At 59.9% G+C, this 15,293-nt stretch carries 13 protein-coding genes; 8 read left to right on the top strand and 5 right to left on the bottom strand.

The annotated features are described in order from the left end of the window. The first annotated feature begins 90 nt into the window (after positions 1 to 90). From A8O26_RS01750 to A8O26_RS01760, 3 genes are read left to right on the top strand one after another with little or no spacing between them, the layout of a single operon-like run. Entirely contained in the window at positions 91 to 714 is a 624-nt protein-coding gene (locus A8O26_RS01750) for an FMN-binding negative transcriptional regulator (protein ID WP_064116490.1), read from the top strand. 10 nt (positions 715 to 724) lie between these two features. Then, complete coding sequence (locus A8O26_RS01755; protein WP_064116491.1) at positions 725 to 1,171, top strand: GNAT family N-acetyltransferase; 447 nt, start codon at positions 725 to 727, stop codon at positions 1,169 to 1,171. A gap of 12 nt (positions 1,172 to 1,183) precedes the next feature. Beyond that, entirely contained in the window at positions 1,184 to 1,855 is a 672-nt protein-coding gene (locus A8O26_RS01760; RefSeq protein WP_064116492.1) for a GNAT family N-acetyltransferase, read from the top strand. A 98-nt stretch (positions 1,856 to 1,953) separates the two neighbouring features. Here A8O26_RS01760 and A8O26_RS01765 read toward each other — a convergent pair whose 3' ends face one another. Beyond that, complete coding sequence (locus A8O26_RS01765; RefSeq protein WP_064116493.1) at positions 1,954 to 2,853, bottom strand: homocysteine S-methyltransferase family protein; 900 nt, start codon at positions 2,851 to 2,853, stop codon at positions 1,954 to 1,956. 113 nt (positions 2,854 to 2,966) lie between these two features. Here A8O26_RS01765 and A8O26_RS01770 point away from each other — a divergent pair, with 113 nt between their 5' ends. Both A8O26_RS01770 and A8O26_RS01775 read left to right on the top strand, forming a co-directional pair. Beyond that, complete coding sequence (locus A8O26_RS01770; protein WP_064116494.1) at positions 2,967 to 3,788, top strand: ABC transporter substrate-binding protein; 822 nt, start codon at positions 2,967 to 2,969, stop codon at positions 3,786 to 3,788. Further along, complete coding sequence (locus A8O26_RS01775; RefSeq protein WP_064116495.1) at positions 3,785 to 4,621, top strand: amino acid ABC transporter permease; 837 nt, start codon at positions 3,785 to 3,787, stop codon at positions 4,619 to 4,621. The genes A8O26_RS01770 and A8O26_RS01775 overlap by 4 nt, the downstream gene beginning before the upstream one ends. Before the next feature lie 32 nt (positions 4,622 to 4,653). On the opposite strand, the gene A8O26_RS01780 is transcribed toward A8O26_RS01775, so the two are convergent. After that, a complete protein-coding gene (locus A8O26_RS01780) occupies positions 4,654 to 4,932 on the bottom strand; it encodes a helix-turn-helix domain-containing protein (protein WP_064116496.1) in 279 nt (92 codons plus the stop codon). 243 nt (positions 4,933 to 5,175) lie between these two features. On the opposite strand from A8O26_RS01780, the gene A8O26_RS01785 reads away from it, so the two are divergent. Together A8O26_RS01785 and A8O26_RS01790 are read left to right on the top strand one after the other, a co-directional pair. Further along, entirely contained in the window at positions 5,176 to 8,133 is a 2,958-nt protein-coding gene (locus A8O26_RS01785) for an autotransporter outer membrane beta-barrel domain-containing protein (RefSeq protein WP_064116497.1), read from the top strand. A 199-nt stretch (positions 8,134 to 8,332) separates the two neighbouring features. Beyond that, the gene (locus A8O26_RS01790; RefSeq protein ID WP_064116498.1) at positions 8,333 to 10,423 is read left to right on the top strand and encodes an autotransporter outer membrane beta-barrel domain-containing protein; all 2,091 of its coding nucleotides are present in this window, start codon (positions 8,333 to 8,335) and stop codon (positions 10,421 to 10,423) included. A gap of 198 nt (positions 10,424 to 10,621) precedes the next feature. On the opposite strand, the gene oadA is transcribed toward A8O26_RS01790, so the two are convergent. Both oadA and A8O26_RS01800 read right to left on the bottom strand, forming a co-directional pair. Then, positions 10,622 to 12,430: a sodium-extruding oxaloacetate decarboxylase subunit alpha gene (gene oadA / locus A8O26_RS01795; protein WP_064116499.1), complete on the bottom strand. Its 1,809-nt coding sequence runs from the start codon at positions 12,428 to 12,430 to the stop codon at positions 10,622 to 10,624. 11 nt (positions 12,431 to 12,441) lie between these two features. Continuing rightward, on the bottom strand, positions 12,442 to 13,857 hold the full coding sequence (locus tag A8O26_RS01800) for an acetyl-CoA carboxylase biotin carboxylase subunit (RefSeq protein ID WP_053125176.1): 1,416 nt from the start codon (positions 13,855 to 13,857) through the stop codon (positions 12,442 to 12,444). 190 nt (positions 13,858 to 14,047) lie between these two features. Between A8O26_RS01800 and A8O26_RS01805 the strand changes: the two genes are divergently transcribed. Then, positions 14,048 to 15,010, top strand: a complete 963-nt coding sequence (locus A8O26_RS01805; RefSeq protein WP_064116500.1) for a LysR family transcriptional regulator — start codon at positions 14,048 to 14,050, stop codon at positions 15,008 to 15,010. Here A8O26_RS01805 and A8O26_RS29240 read toward each other — a convergent pair. Then, on the bottom strand, positions 14,952 to 15,155 hold the full coding sequence (locus A8O26_RS29240) for a PA3496 family putative envelope integrity protein (protein ID WP_008078845.1): 204 nt from the start codon (positions 15,153 to 15,155) through the stop codon (positions 14,952 to 14,954). The two genes, A8O26_RS01805 and A8O26_RS29240, sit on opposite strands and share 59 nt — an antisense overlap. Positions 15,156 to 15,293: the final 138 nt, after the last annotated feature.

Consider the following 15,293-nt stretch of genomic DNA (forward strand, 5'->3'; position numbering starts at 1 on the left):
CAATGGACCTATGAAATTGGTCGGTAATGGCTCTTACAACAGACCAATAGCCTGCCTACGATGCAGGCATTCGCCAAGGAAAATTTCTCCATGTATACGCCGCGCGCTTTTGCCATCGACGAGTTGTCCCAACTGCACGAGCTGATCCTCAATACTCGCCTCGCCGTGCTGGTCACCCATGGCGAAAACGGCCTGCAGGCCAGCCATGTACCGCTGCTGTTGCATTGCGAGCAGGGCGAGAACGGCACGCTTTACGGGCACTTGGCCAAAGCCAATCCACAGTGGAAAGACTTGCGTGACGGCGCCGAGGCCCTGGTGATTTTTTCCGGCGCCGACGCTTATGTCAGCCCGGGTTTTTACCCCAGCAAGGCCGAGCACGGCAAAGTCGTACCGACCTGGAACTACGTCGCCGTCCACGCCTATGGGCATGCCGAAACCTTCAGCGATGGCGGACGGCTGCTCGACATTGTCAGCACCCTCACCGACCGCCATGAGGCTGGCCGGGCCCAGCCGTGGAGCGTCGCCGATGCGCCCGCCGACTACATCGACGGCATGCTCCGGGCGATTGTCGGTTTCGCCATTCCCATCGACCGCCTCGAAGGCAAGCGCAAGCTCAGCCAGAACCGCAGCGCCGAAGACATCGCCGGCGTGCGCGACGGGTTGGCCGCCAGCCCGGAAATCAATGATCAAACCCTCGCCCAATTGATGCGCTAAGGAAATCAGCATGAGCACAATCGACATTCGCCCGGTCACTGCCGGTGACCACGCCGCGTGGTTGCCGCTGTGGCAGGCCTATCTGCGCTTCTACAACGCCGAACTGCCAGACGCCGTGACACACAGCACCTGGCAGCGTTTCCTCGACCCGAGCGAACCGACCCATGCGGCATTGGCCTGGGCCGATGGCAAAGCGGTCGGCATGGTGCATTTCATCTACCATCGTTCGAACTGGAGCGTCGAAAACTCCTGCTACCTGCAGGATTTGCTGGTAGCACCAGACACCCGCGGCACTGGCGTCGGTCGCCTGCTGATCGAACATGTCTACGCCGCTGCCAAGGCAGACGGTTGCTGCAAAGTCCATTGGCTGACCCACGAAAGCAACGCCACCGCGATCCAGCTCTACGAGCGCATCGCCGAGCGCCCGGGCTTCATCCAGTTTCGCAAAGCCATTTAAGGAGACGCATGCATGACCACTTCACTGGCCGACTGGAAAGGCGCCCCCGCCCCCACCGCCACCCTGCTCGAAGGCCGCTTCATTCGCCTGGAAAAACTTGACCCGGTGCGCCATGGCGACGACTTGTTCGCGGCACTCGAGGGCCCCGGCGCCGACCCGAAACTGTGGGATTACTTGCCCTACGGCCCGTTCCCGCAGCGCAGCGTTTTCAACGATTGGCTGAACAACCACGCGGCGCACAGCGACCCGTATTTCTTCAGCGTCATCGATCGCGCGACCGGTCAGGTACAAGGCATCCTCAGCTTGATGTCGATTGTCCCGGCCCAGGGCCGTATCGAAATCGGCCACGTCACCTTCGGTGCGCCGATGCAGCGCTCGCCGAAAAGTACCGAAGCGGTGTATCTCCTGGCCAAACACGCCTTCGACCTCGGCTATCGCCGCCTCGAATGGAAGTGCAACAACGGCAACGCCCGCTCCAAGTACGCCGCCGAACGACTGGGCTTCAGCTTCGAGGGCGTGTTCCGCCAGCACATGGTGGTCAAGGGCCAGAACCGCGACACGGCGTGGTACTCGATTCTGGATGGCGAGTGGCCGGCGATTGCGGCAGGTTTCGAGCGATGGCTGGCGGATGAAAATCAGACGCCCGACGGGCAGGTGAAAGGCTTGGTTGAGTGTCGCTCCTGATTGCTTGAAAACAAAAGATCGCCGCCTGCAGCAGCTCCTATAGGGTGAATTAAATCCCATGCAGGAGCTGCCGAAGGCGGCGATCTGTTGCTCTGCTGTCAGCCGAGCTTTTGCGCAAGCACCGCAATGTGTTCCGGCCCGATTCCGCAGCAACCGCCCAAATGGCTGGCGCCGCGCTGCTGCCAATCAATCGCCCAATGCAAGTAACCCGGCGGATCCAGATCCTCACGCAACGGATCGAGCCCGTCATTGGCCGTGGCTTCTTTTGGCTGCGGCGGAAACGCATTGGCGTAAGCGCCAATTTGAATGTTCACCCCCAGACGCTCGAAGGTTTCACGCGCAGCATCAATCGCGGCACCAATCACTTCCGGCTGACTGCAATTGAACAACAATGTTTCGACACCCAATTCGGCCGCCACCGCAGCGGCTTCGGCGACAGGCTCACCGGAGCGCAAGCGCGGCACGTCATCAGTGTCTTCGTCCTTCAAGGTGAATGACAACCAGAACGGTTTGCCATCCTTCGGCAGTGCCGCATGAATGGCACGCGCCTCGATGATCGAACTCTGGGTTTCCGCCAGCCACAGATCAACGTGCGGTGCCAGGCCATGGACCAAGGGCGCCAGCAACTCGGCCACTCGGTCGGCGCTGAACAGATCCGGACGATAGGAACCAAACAGTGGCGGCAATGAGCCGGCCACCCGCACGGATTTCCCCGAGGCTTGCACCGCACGCCGTGCCAGTTCACCGGCCAACGCCGCCAGCGCCTGCCCTTCAACGGCGAAGCGCTCTTCGCCAATATGGAACGGCACCACGGCATAACTGTTGGTGGTAATCACATTAGCGCCACTGGCGATATACGCAGCATGAACCGCCTCGACCGCTTGCGGTGCTTCGCTCAATGCCAGCGCCGACCATTCCGGCTGACGGAATGGCGCCCCGGCGCGCTGCAACTCACGGCCCATGCCGCCATCGAGAATAATCGTGCTGCCTGCGCCCATATGCTTTTCACTCATATGCTTATGAAAATAACTCACTATCAGAGTCGTTCTTATAACTATTTAATACGCACCATTCCGTTAAAAACAACCTCTTTTTTGCTCAGGGATCGACTGTGAAATTTCAACCGCTACTGGCCCTGGGCCTGATGATTCTGGCCGCCTCCACACAAGCCTTTGGTGGCACTACGCTGGATCGAATTGAGCAAAAGAAAGAACTGGTCGGCGTGCTGATGGAAAGCTATCCACCGTTCTCATTTCTCAATGACCAGAACCAGCTCGATGGCTTCGACGTGGACGTCGCCAAAGCCGTAGCTGACAAGTTGGGCGTCAAGCTACGACTCGAAACGCCGTCGTGGGACGTCATTGCCGCCGGCCGCTGGAGCGGGCGCTACGACATCTGCATCTGCTCGATGACACCGAGCAAGGCCCGCGCAGAAGTATTCGATTTCCCGGTCGAGTACTACGCCTCGCCAGCAGTGATCGTGGTCAACGCCAAGGATGAGCGGATCCACGATGCCAAGGATCTGAGTGGCAAAAAAGTCGGCCTCACCAGCGCGTCCAGTTACGAAAGCTATCTGAACAAGAACCTGGTTATCGAAGGCGCGGAAGACACGCAGTTGCAGTACCCGTTCGAAGACGTGCAGATCGCCCCGTACGATACCGACAACGTCGCCTTTCAGGATTTGGGGCTGGGGGCCGGCGTGCGCCTGGATGCAATCCTCACCAACCTCGTCACCGCGCAGCCACGCCTGAACCAGGACAAGCGCTTCAAACTGGCGGGTCCGGCGCTGTACTCGGAGCCGAACTCGGTGGCCATCGAAAAGGGTGACGCGCAATGGGACGCCAAAGTGCGCGAGGTGTTCGCGCAACTGAAACAGGACGGCACGCTGAGCAAGCTGTCGCAAAAATGGATCGGCGCTGATATCAGCCAATGACTTCTTTCCCGACACCGCCACAGCCACCACAACCGGTAGCTGAATCACGCCTGCAGCGATTGTTCGGTTTTCGTACGCGGCTGTACCTGACATGGGCTGCGCTGTTCTGCCTGTTCGCCGGGTTCTTCCTGAGCTTCGACCTGAAGTTCTCGATCATCCTCGACAAACTGCCCAATCTGGTCGGCCTGCACCTGGCGCCCAACGGCTTTTTGCAAGGCGCGGCGCTGACGCTTTTCCTCTGTGCATGCTCGATTGTCGCCTCGTCCCTGCTGGGCTTCATCACAGCATTGGCACGCCTGTCGAAAAGCGCCGTGGCGTTCGGCATCGCCAGTTTTTACACCTCGTTCTTTCGCGGCACGCCACTGCTTATCCAGATCCTGCTGATCTACCTGGGCTTGCCGCAACTGGGCATCGTGCCTGGCGCCATCGTCGCAGGCATCATCGCCCTGTCGCTCAACTACGGCGCCTATCTCAGCGAGATCTTTCGCGCCGGCATCCTCGGGGTCGACCACGGCCAACGCGAAGCATCGCTGGCATTGGGGATGCGCGAGACAGTGATTTTCTGGCGGATCACCCTGCCGCAAGCGATGCGCACGATCATCCCGCCCACGACCAACCAGTTCATCTCGATGCTCAAGGACTCGTCGCTGATTTCGGTGATGGGCGTCTGGGAAGTGATGTTTCTCGCCCAGTCATACGGGCGCTCAAGCTACCGCTATATCGAAATGCTGACGACGGCGGCGATCATTTACTGGCTGATGTCGATCGGGCTGGAGTTGATTCAGGCGAAAATGGAACGCCATTATGGAAAGGCATATGTGCGGCGTAGCTAGGGCGATCAGCACATTGCGGGCTGCGTCGGGTTTTAATTGGTCTCTCGGCGTACCCGCACGACGCCCATTTTCAGGCCAAACAATCGGAATATTGAGTCCAACGACCTCAACGTCTGATTACCCTCAGCGTGCTCTATGTGTATCAACGTGCGGACCGAAATTTTGCACATCTTAGCGAATTGGATTTGATGCAGCCCTGTCACCTCCACTCGTAAACGGCGGACGGCTTCGCTGATGTCCAATGTCCCGTCGGCCAGCGCTTCTTGGATGCTTTCGATGAGCGCCATGCGCTCAGCTACCGTCAGGCTCATTGCAGATCCCACGCTTTCATTTCCTCTACTTTTAAATACATTTCAACAGAGCCTTCATTGATGCCGGATGCAATGTAGTGCATTCAAAGCCTGATAGAACGCCAAAATCTGCAACAAAATGCAGATTTACTCCTGACAAGCGAAATCTGAATGCAAAACAATGCAGATCAGCAACCGACATCATTCTGTAAAAACCCTTCGCTATACAGGACGGCCCGCTTATAACAAGAAGGCCGTCCACTCATGCCGTTCCCGCCCCAGCGCCTGTCCCTCGCCATTGCCCTGTTGATCACCGCCACGGCAGCCCACGGCAAAACCGTGCAGATCGACACCGCCACCACGGCAGCGCAAACGCTGGGAGGCAGCGATACGCTAACGATTTCCGCGCCGGGCAGCATCACCAACAGCGGCAAGGCTGTGAGCCTGAAAGACAAGACCAGTGGCGCAGGTGTGGTGATCGATAACGCTGGCAAAATCGTTTCCAGCGGTGGCCGGGCCATCGACAGCAGCGGCGACCTGACCCAGTCGCGCAACTACACGATTTACAACCGCAGCGGCGGGCAGATTCTCGGCGCCAACGACGCTTTGCGCATCGACAGCAATTTTGTCAGCGGCAGTCTGTTGATCGACAACAGCGGCGTGATTCGCTCGACCACCGGCCAAGGGCTGGACCTCGATGCGCTGCGCAGTGACGGTGTGAAGACCACCATTATCAACCGCGCCGGCGGGCTGATTCGCGGCGACGCCAGCGACGGCATGAAGACCGGCGCCAACGCGACAATCACTAACTACGGCGAGATTTCCACTGGGGATTCGCACAATGCCGACGAGAAATTCGACGGCATCGATATCGATTCCGCGAGCGGCGTCAGCGTGACTAACTACGGAGTGATTTCCGGTGGCCGGCATGGCATCACTACCGACCTTGGCGCGACGCTGATCAACTACGGGCAGATCACCGGCCGCAACGGTTCCGGGTTCGGTTCCGACGGCGATGGTACGGTGATTAACCACGGCACCATCACTGGAGCTTACTCAGGCTTGCAAGCGAACGGTGACGGCGATGGCGTGGACATCGACAAGATCGCCCACGTCGAAAACTACGGCACCATTCAGGGCGTCGGTGCCGGCGGTGTCGACAAGGGCGGTTTCGCCAACGGCAGCGAAGGTATCGCGCTGGGTGGTGGTTACATTCTCAACGCCAGTAGTGCACTGATCAGCGGTGCCGACAGCGCCATTCTGGTGGACGACGGCAGCGGCGGCTCGGGGCTGGCGGCGACCAGACTGGAAAACTTCGGCACCATTCAAGGCCTCAACGGTTTCGGCGTGAAGCTCGTCGGCGAGTTCGCCGACAGCGTCATCAACGGCGGCACGATCACTGGCAGCAATGGCCTGGCACTGGATCTGGGTGCCGGCAACGACAGTCTGACTTTGCGCAACGGCAGTCGCTTTGTCGGCCTGGTGGATGGCGGCAGCGGGTACGACCGGGTGGTGATGGACGACGCGGCCGGTGGCAGCTTCGGCGCCAGTCGTAACTTCGAATGGCTGGAGGTCAAGCAAGGCGCCTGGACGCTGACCGGCCATGATGATTTCAGCGACGGCGGCGCGGTGCGCAACGGCGCTACCCTGATCAACCAAGGCAGCATTGCTGGCAACCTGACCGTCGACGCGGGCGGTGTGTATGCCGGTGGCGGCTCGGTGGGCAATCTTAACGTTAACGGCATTTTGCGCACGGACACCGGGCTCGGCCGCGCCACGATCGTTCACGACTTGACCATGGGCAGCGCCGCCACCCTCGCCTACGGCGTCAACGCCGACGGCAGCAGCGCGCCGGTACAGGTTGGCGGCATCGCCAATCTCAATGGCGCAACCCTCGCGGTGAATCCCGGCAGCGGCACGTATCCATGGCAGAGCCATTACACCGTGCTGCAAGCGGCGCAGGTCAACGGCACCTTCGGCAAGGTCAGCAGCGACTATGCGTTCCTCACGCCCACCCTCGCCTACACACCCACCCAGGTCGATCTGACGTACACCCGCAATGACGTAGCCTTTAATGAGCTCGCCACGACCGGCAACGGTACAAACGCCGCCAACAGCCTGGCATCGATCGGCAAAAACAGTGCGCTGTACAACGCCTTGCTTAATACCAGCCAAAGCAGCGCCGGCGCGGCAATCGAGCAACTGGCCGGCGCCAGCAACGCCAATTTGACCAGCGCCACCCTCGGCGCCAGCAGTCAGGTCGGCAGCAGCATGCTCTCGGCGATGCAGCAAATGGGCGGCAGCCCGGGTTTGATGGTCGGTCTCGATCAACGCGACACCCCCGTGCTGGCAGCCAATGGCGTGCCGTCCGAGGCGCGCAATCTGAATGACCCGAACGCGCGCGGCCGTCTCTGGCTGCAAGGCATCGGCGGCTACGGCAAACTCGATGGCGAACACGGCAGCAGTGGTCTGGAACAACGCACCAAGGGCAGCGTGCTCGGCGCCGACTGGTCGCTGAGTCCGGCCTGGCGTCTGGGCTTGCTGGGCGGTTATTCGAAAACCGATCTGGACGCCAGCGGCGTCGACGGCAATGTCGAGAGCTGGCACGCCGGCGTCTACGCGCTGCATCAAAACGGCCCGCTCTCGCTGCGTCTGGGAGCGGCGTACAGCGGCCATCAAGGTGAAAGCAAACGCACCATCGCCTTCAATGGTTTCAACGATCGCCCGAAAGGCGACTACGACGCCGACAGTCAGCAAGCCTTCGCCGAACTCGGCTACGCCATGGGCAGTGGCCGGCTCAGTGCCGAGCCGTTCGCCAGCCTCGGCTATCAGCGCTACCACCGCGACAGCTATAAGGAAAAAGGCGGCACCGCCGCGCTGCAAGTCGACAGCCAGACCCAGGACAATTTCAGCAGCACCTTCGGCCTGCGGCTGGCACACCTGAGCAGTCTGGACAACGGCATGAGCGTGACACCGCGCATGGCCGCTGGCTGGAAACACACCTATGGCGATGTCAGCAGCTCGACTCGTCAGGCCTTTATAACCGGCGGCACGGCGTTCAGTGTCGATGGCAGCTCGCTGGATCGTGACAGCCTGGTGCTGGAAGCCGGGCTGGATGTGGGGATCTCGGCGCGGCATACCCTGGGTGTGGGGTACAGCGGCGAGATCGGCAGCAACAGCCGCAATCATGGTTTGATCGGGCAGTGGCAGATGAGTTTTTGAGGGTTGAACAGCCGGCGGGGTCTTGAATGGTTGTAGGAAAAAGAGCCGCTGCTGCCGAGTAAAAATCCTGGTTGCGGATCTCGCGGTCATTTTCTACAAAACGATGCGATGTCGCCTGCAAGGCTTCGGGAAGCAGCCGACATCGGATTTTTTTGGGCATCAATAGAGTTGGGTCTCCTGCTAACCGAGGCTCGACTCAATGTCCGTTCGACACACGTTCAAACCAAAACACCTGGCTTTGGCCATTTCGCTGGCACTGTCTTGCGTGGAGCTTGCCATCGCTCAGCAACCCGCTGAAGTCGTTGATTCAACCGCAGTAGCGAATGTCACTGAATTGTCCGAAACCAGCCCAAAAAAAATAGCGCTTGAACGACTGAAGGGATTTCTCACCGACCCAAGTACGGTGCCCATCGCTTTTAAAACCCCTGAAGAAACGTTTAAAGGTACCGCTGTAAACGATCTGATCACGCTCACGGACGGCGCAAGCTTTACCGGCCTGCTGGATGGTGGCGGGGGAGATAACGTCCTGTTCCTGGATGCAGCGGCAGGCGGCGAGCTGAAAGACACGCGTAATTTCAACGGCCTGTTCCTCAGCCGGGGCGATTGGGCGCTGAGTTCCAGGGGAGACTTCAAGGAGGGCGTGCTGGTCAATAGCGGTACCGCGTTGACCAACCTGGGGAGCATTAAGGGCGACGTGTATGTCGCGAGTGGTGGCAGCTTTGCCGGTAAAGGTGTGGTGGGAAGCCTGGAGGTCGCCGGCCTGCTCACCGTCAATGAGGTGCTAGGCAGTCCGCGCGTGAAAGGCGATTTGCGCTTGTCCCCAACCGCCGAACTGGCTTATGAGGTCACTCCCGGTGGCAGTCAAACGATCAAGGTCGATGGCACTGCAAGGCTGGAAGGTGCAACCCTGAAAATCGTTGCAACACCGGGAGAATATCCGCAAAGCAAGCAGTACAAAATAATCGAAGCCGCCAAGGTAGAAGGTGAATTCGGTACGGTCTTAAACGACCTGGCCTTCATGACAGCCACACCTCAATACAACAAAAAATCCGTCGGACTGACTTACGCCCGTAACGGTGAGCCGCTTGCGGGCGCTGCCACGACAGACAACGCTCGTGCCGCTGCCGAAAGCATTGTCGAACCACCTGCCGTTACGGAGTCCGTCCCATCGCCAATGCCGGACGAACCTCTTGTTGCGCAAGTTAACGAGACCGCCGAACAGCCCGCTCCTGCGCCACTTAAACCCGCAAACGCAGCCGTTGCCGCGCTACTGACCAGCGACAAAAAAACCGCCCCCGTCGCCCTCGAACAACTCGCGGCCGGCAGCAACGCCAACCTCGCCAAAGCCACGCTGAGCAGCATCACTCCGGTGAGCGCGAGCATGCTCTCGGCGATGCAGCAACTGAATAGCCGTTACGGCTCTGCCTACGGTTCCGGCAACTCACCGCGTCAGGCGGCTGGCGGTGCCGACTCCGGACGGGTGTGGATTCAGGCACTGGGCCATGGCGGCAAGGTCGACCGCGACTTAGACAGTACCCTCAAACACGCCACCCAAGGTCTGGTCATGGGCGCCGACTGGCGGCTCGATGAGCAATGGCATGTCGGTCTGGTTGGCGGTAAGTCGCAGACGAAACTTGACGCCCGGCAATACGATGGCGACCTCGACAGCTGGCACCTCGGTGCCTACGCCGTGCGCCAGGACGGACCGTTCTCACTGCGTTTCGGGGCGACCTATGCCAGTCATGACGGTGACAGCAAACGTCGTGTGGCCTTCAACGGCTTCAGCGATCGCCTCAAGGGCAATTACGACGCCAACACCCAACAGGCCTTTGCCGAACTGGCGGTCAATGTTGGCCGGCACAATTCGACGCTCGAACCGTTCGCCAGCCTCGGTTATCAGCGCTACCAGCGCGACAGTTACAGCGAAAAAGGTGGGGACGCGGCGCTGAAAGTCTTTGGGCAAACCCGCGACAACCTCAGCAGCACTTTCGGCCTGCGTACGGCGAAAATCACTCGGCTGGATAACGGCATGAGTCTGACGCCACGCTTCAGCGCTGGCTGGAAACATACCTTTGGCGAGATTGAAAGCGACACCCGCCAGCAACTGGTCAAGGGTGGCAAACGCTTTGAAATCGCCGGTGCCGCGCTGGATCGCAACAGCTTGTCGGTGGACGCCGGCCTCGACCTTGGACTGTCCGCCAATCACACGGTCGGCGTGGGTCTCACTGGTGAGATGGGCACTGACAGCCGCACTCACGGCGTGATGGGCCAATGGCGCATGGCGTTCTGACAGATTGAACATCGTCACTGCGGGAACGAGCCTGCTCGCGAATGCGATCTGTCCGTTGAATAAATATCGACTGACACTCCTCTTCGCGAGCAGGCTCGCTCCCACATAGGCCTCAGGTGATGCGGACAAATTCCGCATGAAAAAAAAGGGGAGCACATGCCCCCCCGAGGTTTAAAGCGTTGGATCGCGACGGTTATCTCAGCCTTCGATCTCGATCAGAATTTCACCCGGATTGACCCGATCACCCTTGGCCACATGAATCGCGGTGACCTTGCCGGCGATGGCGGCCTGGACTTCGGTTTCCATCTTCATCGCTTCGGTAATCAGCACAGCCTGGCCGGCCTTGACGGTGTCGCCCTCCTTGACCAGCACATCGACGATGTTGCCGGGCATGGTGGTGCTGACGTGGCCAGGTGCCGAGGCTTGCTTGCGCTTGCTGCTGCCGCCACTGACGAATTCGTTGAGCGGCTCGAACACCACTTCTTCCGGCATACCGTCGATGGACAGATAGAAATGACGCTTGCCCTCTGCCTTGACGCCGACACCGGTGATGTCGACGCGGTAGGTCTCGCCGTGGACGTCGATGACGAACTCGGTCGGCACGCCTTCGCCGCCCGCCTTGGTCACACCGCCGGCTTCAGGAATCGGCAACAGCACTTCCGGGGTCAGGGTGCCGGCGGCACGCTCTTCGAGGAATTTGCGGCCGATGTCCGGGAACATCGCGAAGGTCAGCACGTCTTCTTCCGACTTGGCCAGTGCGCCAATGTCGGCGCGCAGCTTGGTCATTTCCGGCTTGAGCAGATCGGCCGGACGCACGTCGATGACTTCTTCACTGCCGATGGCCTGACGACGCAGTTTTTCGTTGACCACGCCCGGCGCCTTACCGTAGCCGCCTTGCAGATACAGCTTCACTTCGTTGGTGATGGTCTTGTAGCGCTCGCCGGCCAGCACGTTGAAGAACGCCTGGGTGCCGACGATCTGCGAAGTCGGCGTCACCAGCGGCGGGAAGCCGAGGTCTTCACGCACGCGCGGGATTTCCGCGAGCACTTCGGCCATGCGGTTGAGGGCGCCCTGCTCTTTCAACTGGTTGGCGAGGTTGGAGATCATCCCGCCTGGCACCTGGTTGACTTGCACACGAGTGTCTACCGCAGTGAATTCGCTTTCGAACTGGTGGTACTTCTTGCGCACGGCGTAGAAGTACAGGCCGATCTCTTGCAGCAGTTCAAGGTTCAGACCAGTATCGAATTCGGTGCCTTTGAGTGCAGCGACCATCGACTCGGTGCCTGGATGGCTGGTGCCGGAAGCGAAGCTGGAGATCGCGGTGTCGATGTGATCGGCGCCGTTTTCGATCGCCTTGAGCTGGCACATGGTCGCCAGACCGGCAGTATCGTGCGAGTGGATAAACACTGGCAGCGACTGCTCGGCTTTCAGTGCGCGAACCAGTTCGCCAGTGGCGTACGGGGTCAGCAGACCGGCCATGTCCTTGATCGCCACCGAGTCGCAACCCATGGCTTCCATTTGCTTGGCTTGTGCCACAAACGCATCGATGGTGTGCACCGGGCTGGTGGTGTAAGCGATGGTGCCTTGCGCATGTTTGCCGGCCGCTTTCACCGCTTCGATGGCCACGCGCAGGTTACGCACATCGTTCATCGCGTCGAAGATGCGGAACACGTCGATGCCATTCACCGCAGCCTTGGCGACGAAGGCTCTGACCACGTCGTCGCTGTAGTGGCGGTAGCCGAGCAGGTTCTGCCCGCGCAAAAGCATTTGCAGACGCGTGTTAGGCAGCGCCGCGCGCAGTTGGCGCAGACGCTCCCACGGGTCTTCTTTCAGGAAGCGTACGCAGGCGTCGAATGTCGCGCCGCCCCAGCACTCCAGCGACCAGTAGCCGACTTTGTCGAGCTTGTCGCAGATCGGCAGCATGTCTTCGGTGCGCATGCGGGTGGCGAGCAGCGATTGGTGAGCGTCGCGCAGGATGGTATCGGTGACAAAGATCTTCTTGGACATTGTTGTATTCCTCACAGGCCTGCGTGGGCGGCGATGGCGGCGGCGATGGCCAGGGCCAGCTCTTCGGGTTTGCGCTTGATCGAGTAGTTGGTCAGTTCCGGATGGCTTTCAACGAAGCTGGTATTGAACTGGCCGCTACGGAATTCCGGGTTGCGCAAGATTTCCTGGTAGTACGCGGCGGTGGTCTTAACACCCTGCAGACGCATGTCGTCGAGGGCGCGCAGGCCACGGTCCATCGCCTCTTCCCAGGTCAGTGCCCAGACCACCAGCTTCAGGCACATCGAGTCGTAGAACGGTGGAATGGTGTAGCCGGTATAGATCGCTGTATCGGTGCGCACGCCCGGGCCGCCGGGGGCGTAATAACGGGTGATCTTGCCGAAGCTCGGCAGGAAGTTGTTCTTCGGGTCTTCGGCGTTGATGCGGAACTGCAACGCGAAACCACGGTGCTGAATGTCTTCCTGTTTCACCGATAACGGCAGGCCGGAGGCGATGCGAATCTGCTCGCGGACGATGTCGATCCCGGTGATTTCTTCGGTGATGGTGTGTTCCACCTGCACCCGGGTGTTCATCTCCATGAAGTACACCTCGCCCTCGGCGAGCAGGAACTCCACGGTGCCGGCATTTTCGTAACCCACTGCCTTCGCTGCACGCACCGACAGGTCGCCGATGTAGGCGCGCTGTTCCGGGGTCAGTTGCGGACTCGGGGCAATTTCGATGAGCTTCTGGTTGCGACGCTGGATCGAGCAGTCACGCTCGAACAGGTGCACGACGTTGCCGAAGCTGTCGCCGAGGATCTGCGCTTCGATGTGCTTGGGGTTGACGATGCATTTTTCCAGGAACACTTCGGCAGAACCGAAGGCCTTGGTCGCTTCGGAAATCACCCGAGGGAAATTCTGTTCGAGTTCTTCGCGGCTGTTGCAGCGACGGATGCCACGACCGCCACCACCGGAGGTGGCCTTGAGCATGACCGGGTAACCGATGCGGTCGCCCTCGACCAAGGCTTCTTCGATGTCGGCCACGTTGCCTTCGGTGCCCGGCGTCACCGGTACGCCGGCCTTGATCATGCTGCGGCGCGCTTCGGTCTTGTCGCCCATGCGGCGAATGACTTCCGCCGACGGGCCAATGAATTTGATTCCGCGTTCGGCGCAGATATCTGCCAGCTCGGCGTTTTCCGAGAGAAAACCGTAGCCCGGGTGCAGCGCATCGCAGCCGGTTTCCACGGCCAGGTTCACCAGCTTGCGCGGGTTGAGGTAACCGGCCAGTGGCTCGGCACCGATGCTGTGGGCCTCGTCCGCACGCTTCACATGCAAGGCATGGCGGTCGGCGTCGGAAAAAATCGCTACCGAGCGAATGCCCATTTCGGCGCAGGCTCGCACGATTCGTACGGCAATCTCACCACGGTTGGCGATCAGGATCTTTGTTATCACTTGGAGGTTCCCTTGAGCCGGTGGCACCACGACCTGCTAGACCCAGGTCGACGCGTGACCAAATGTTTCAATTTAGTCGCAGGTCCACACTAGCGCTCATGAGGGATTAACAAAAATGAATAAAAATTGGGTCAGGCATAAGCAAAGACTTATAGTTGATTTATCAACTAGCCGTCAGAGCCTATAAAAAATGCGTAAGTCCTTGATGCGTATGACATTGCGTCAATTGCAGATCTTCAACGAAGTGTGTGATTTACGCTCGTACAGCCGCGCAGCCGAGGAAATGTCCCTCACACAACCGGCCGTCAGCCTACAGATTCGTCAGCTGGAAGAGCTGATCGGCCAGCCATTATTCGATTATGTCGGCAAAAAACTCTACATGACCGAAGCCGCCGAAGCACTTCAGCGCGCCAGTCGGGACATCTTCGGACGCCTGGAAAACCTCGACATGCAGCTGTCGGACATGCAGGGTTCGCTGCAAGGTCAGCTGAAACTGGCGGTGGAATCCAGCGCCAAATACTTCGTCCCGCACCTTTTTGCCGCGTTCAAGCGCCAGCATCCGGAAGTGAACCTGCAACTGACTGTGGTCAACCGCGGCCAGGTGATTCGCAGGCTGTCAGACAACCGCGATGACCTGGTGATCATGTCGATGGTGCCGCAGGACATGGGCCTGGAATTCCTGCCGTTCCTCAACAACCCGATCGTTGCCGTGGCACGCCCGGATCACCCATTGGCGCACCTGGGCCCGCTGCGCTTGCAGGATCTGGAACCCTATACGTTGCTGATCCGCGAACCCGGCTCGGGCACGCGACTGGCGTGCGAAGAGTACTTTAAGGAGAAACGCGTGCACTTCACCCAGACCCAGGAAGTGGCCTCGGCCGAAGCTCAGCGTGAATGCGTGGTGGCGGGTCTGGGCCTGGCGCTATTGACGCGCCACGCCCTGAACCTGGAGCTGGCGACCGGCGGGCTGGTGGAACTGCCGATCGAGGAACTGCCGCTGCTGCGTAGCTGGTGCCTGGTGCAGGCCAAGGCGAAACGCCTGTCACCGGTGGCGCACGCCTTCCTGGCGTTTATCCGCAGCGAACGCGTGCAGATCAGCGCGCTGGTTGAGCGCTTCGACGGGAAGCTGCGGGTGCCGCCTGCCAGTGAGTGATCTCGGGAAAATCGCCGATTTCGGCTTGAAGCTGGCGAAGTTCGAAGCGGTCTTCGATAGCGCGACGGAATTCCATGCGGCGCTGGTCTTCCTGCTGACGACGGGTTTTCGCGGCGCTGTTGCGTTCTTCGTAGGGCTGAGCCATTTCGAGTCTCCCAAGGCGATGACGGGAGTTTCACGATAGGCGGGAGGGATGACGGTTTGGCTTCGCGGGGATGACAGTGCGATGAAAGTTGCAGTGTTTTGAGGACGCTTTCGCGAGCAGGCTCGCTCCCACATTTGA

The organism is Pseudomonas fluorescens (assembly GCF_001648775.1).
Classification (GTDB): Bacteria; Pseudomonadota; Gammaproteobacteria; order Pseudomonadales; family Pseudomonadaceae; genus Aquipseudomonas; species Aquipseudomonas fluorescens_M.

Coding starts and splice junctions, on each gene's coding strand:
- A8O26_RS01760 (WP_064116492.1), top strand. CDS start 1,184: ATGACCACTTCACTGGCCGACTGGAAAGGCGCCCCCGCCCCCACCGCC.
- A8O26_RS01780 (WP_064116496.1), bottom strand. CDS start 4,932: ATGAGCCTGACGGTAGCTGAGCGCATGGCGCTCATCGAAAGCATCCAA.
- oadA (WP_064116499.1), bottom strand. CDS start 12,430: ATGTCCAAGAAGATCTTTGTCACCGATACCATCCTGCGCGACGCTCAC.
- A8O26_RS01790 (WP_064116498.1), top strand. CDS start 8,333: ATGTCCGTTCGACACACGTTCAAACCAAAACACCTGGCTTTGGCCATT.
- A8O26_RS01805 (WP_064116500.1), top strand. CDS start 14,048: ATGCGTAAGTCCTTGATGCGTATGACATTGCGTCAATTGCAGATCTTC.
- A8O26_RS29240 (WP_008078845.1), bottom strand. CDS start 15,155: ATGGCTCAGCCCTACGAAGAACGCAACAGCGCCGCGAAAACCCGTCGT.
- A8O26_RS01750 (WP_064116490.1), top strand. CDS start 91: ATGTATACGCCGCGCGCTTTTGCCATCGACGAGTTGTCCCAACTGCAC.
- A8O26_RS01755 (WP_064116491.1), top strand. CDS start 725: ATGAGCACAATCGACATTCGCCCGGTCACTGCCGGTGACCACGCCGCG.
- A8O26_RS01775 (WP_064116495.1), top strand. CDS start 3,785: ATGACTTCTTTCCCGACACCGCCACAGCCACCACAACCGGTAGCTGAA.
- A8O26_RS01765 (WP_064116493.1), bottom strand. CDS start 2,853: ATGGGCGCAGGCAGCACGATTATTCTCGATGGCGGCATGGGCCGTGAG.
- A8O26_RS01785 (WP_064116497.1), top strand. CDS start 5,176: ATGCCGTTCCCGCCCCAGCGCCTGTCCCTCGCCATTGCCCTGTTGATC.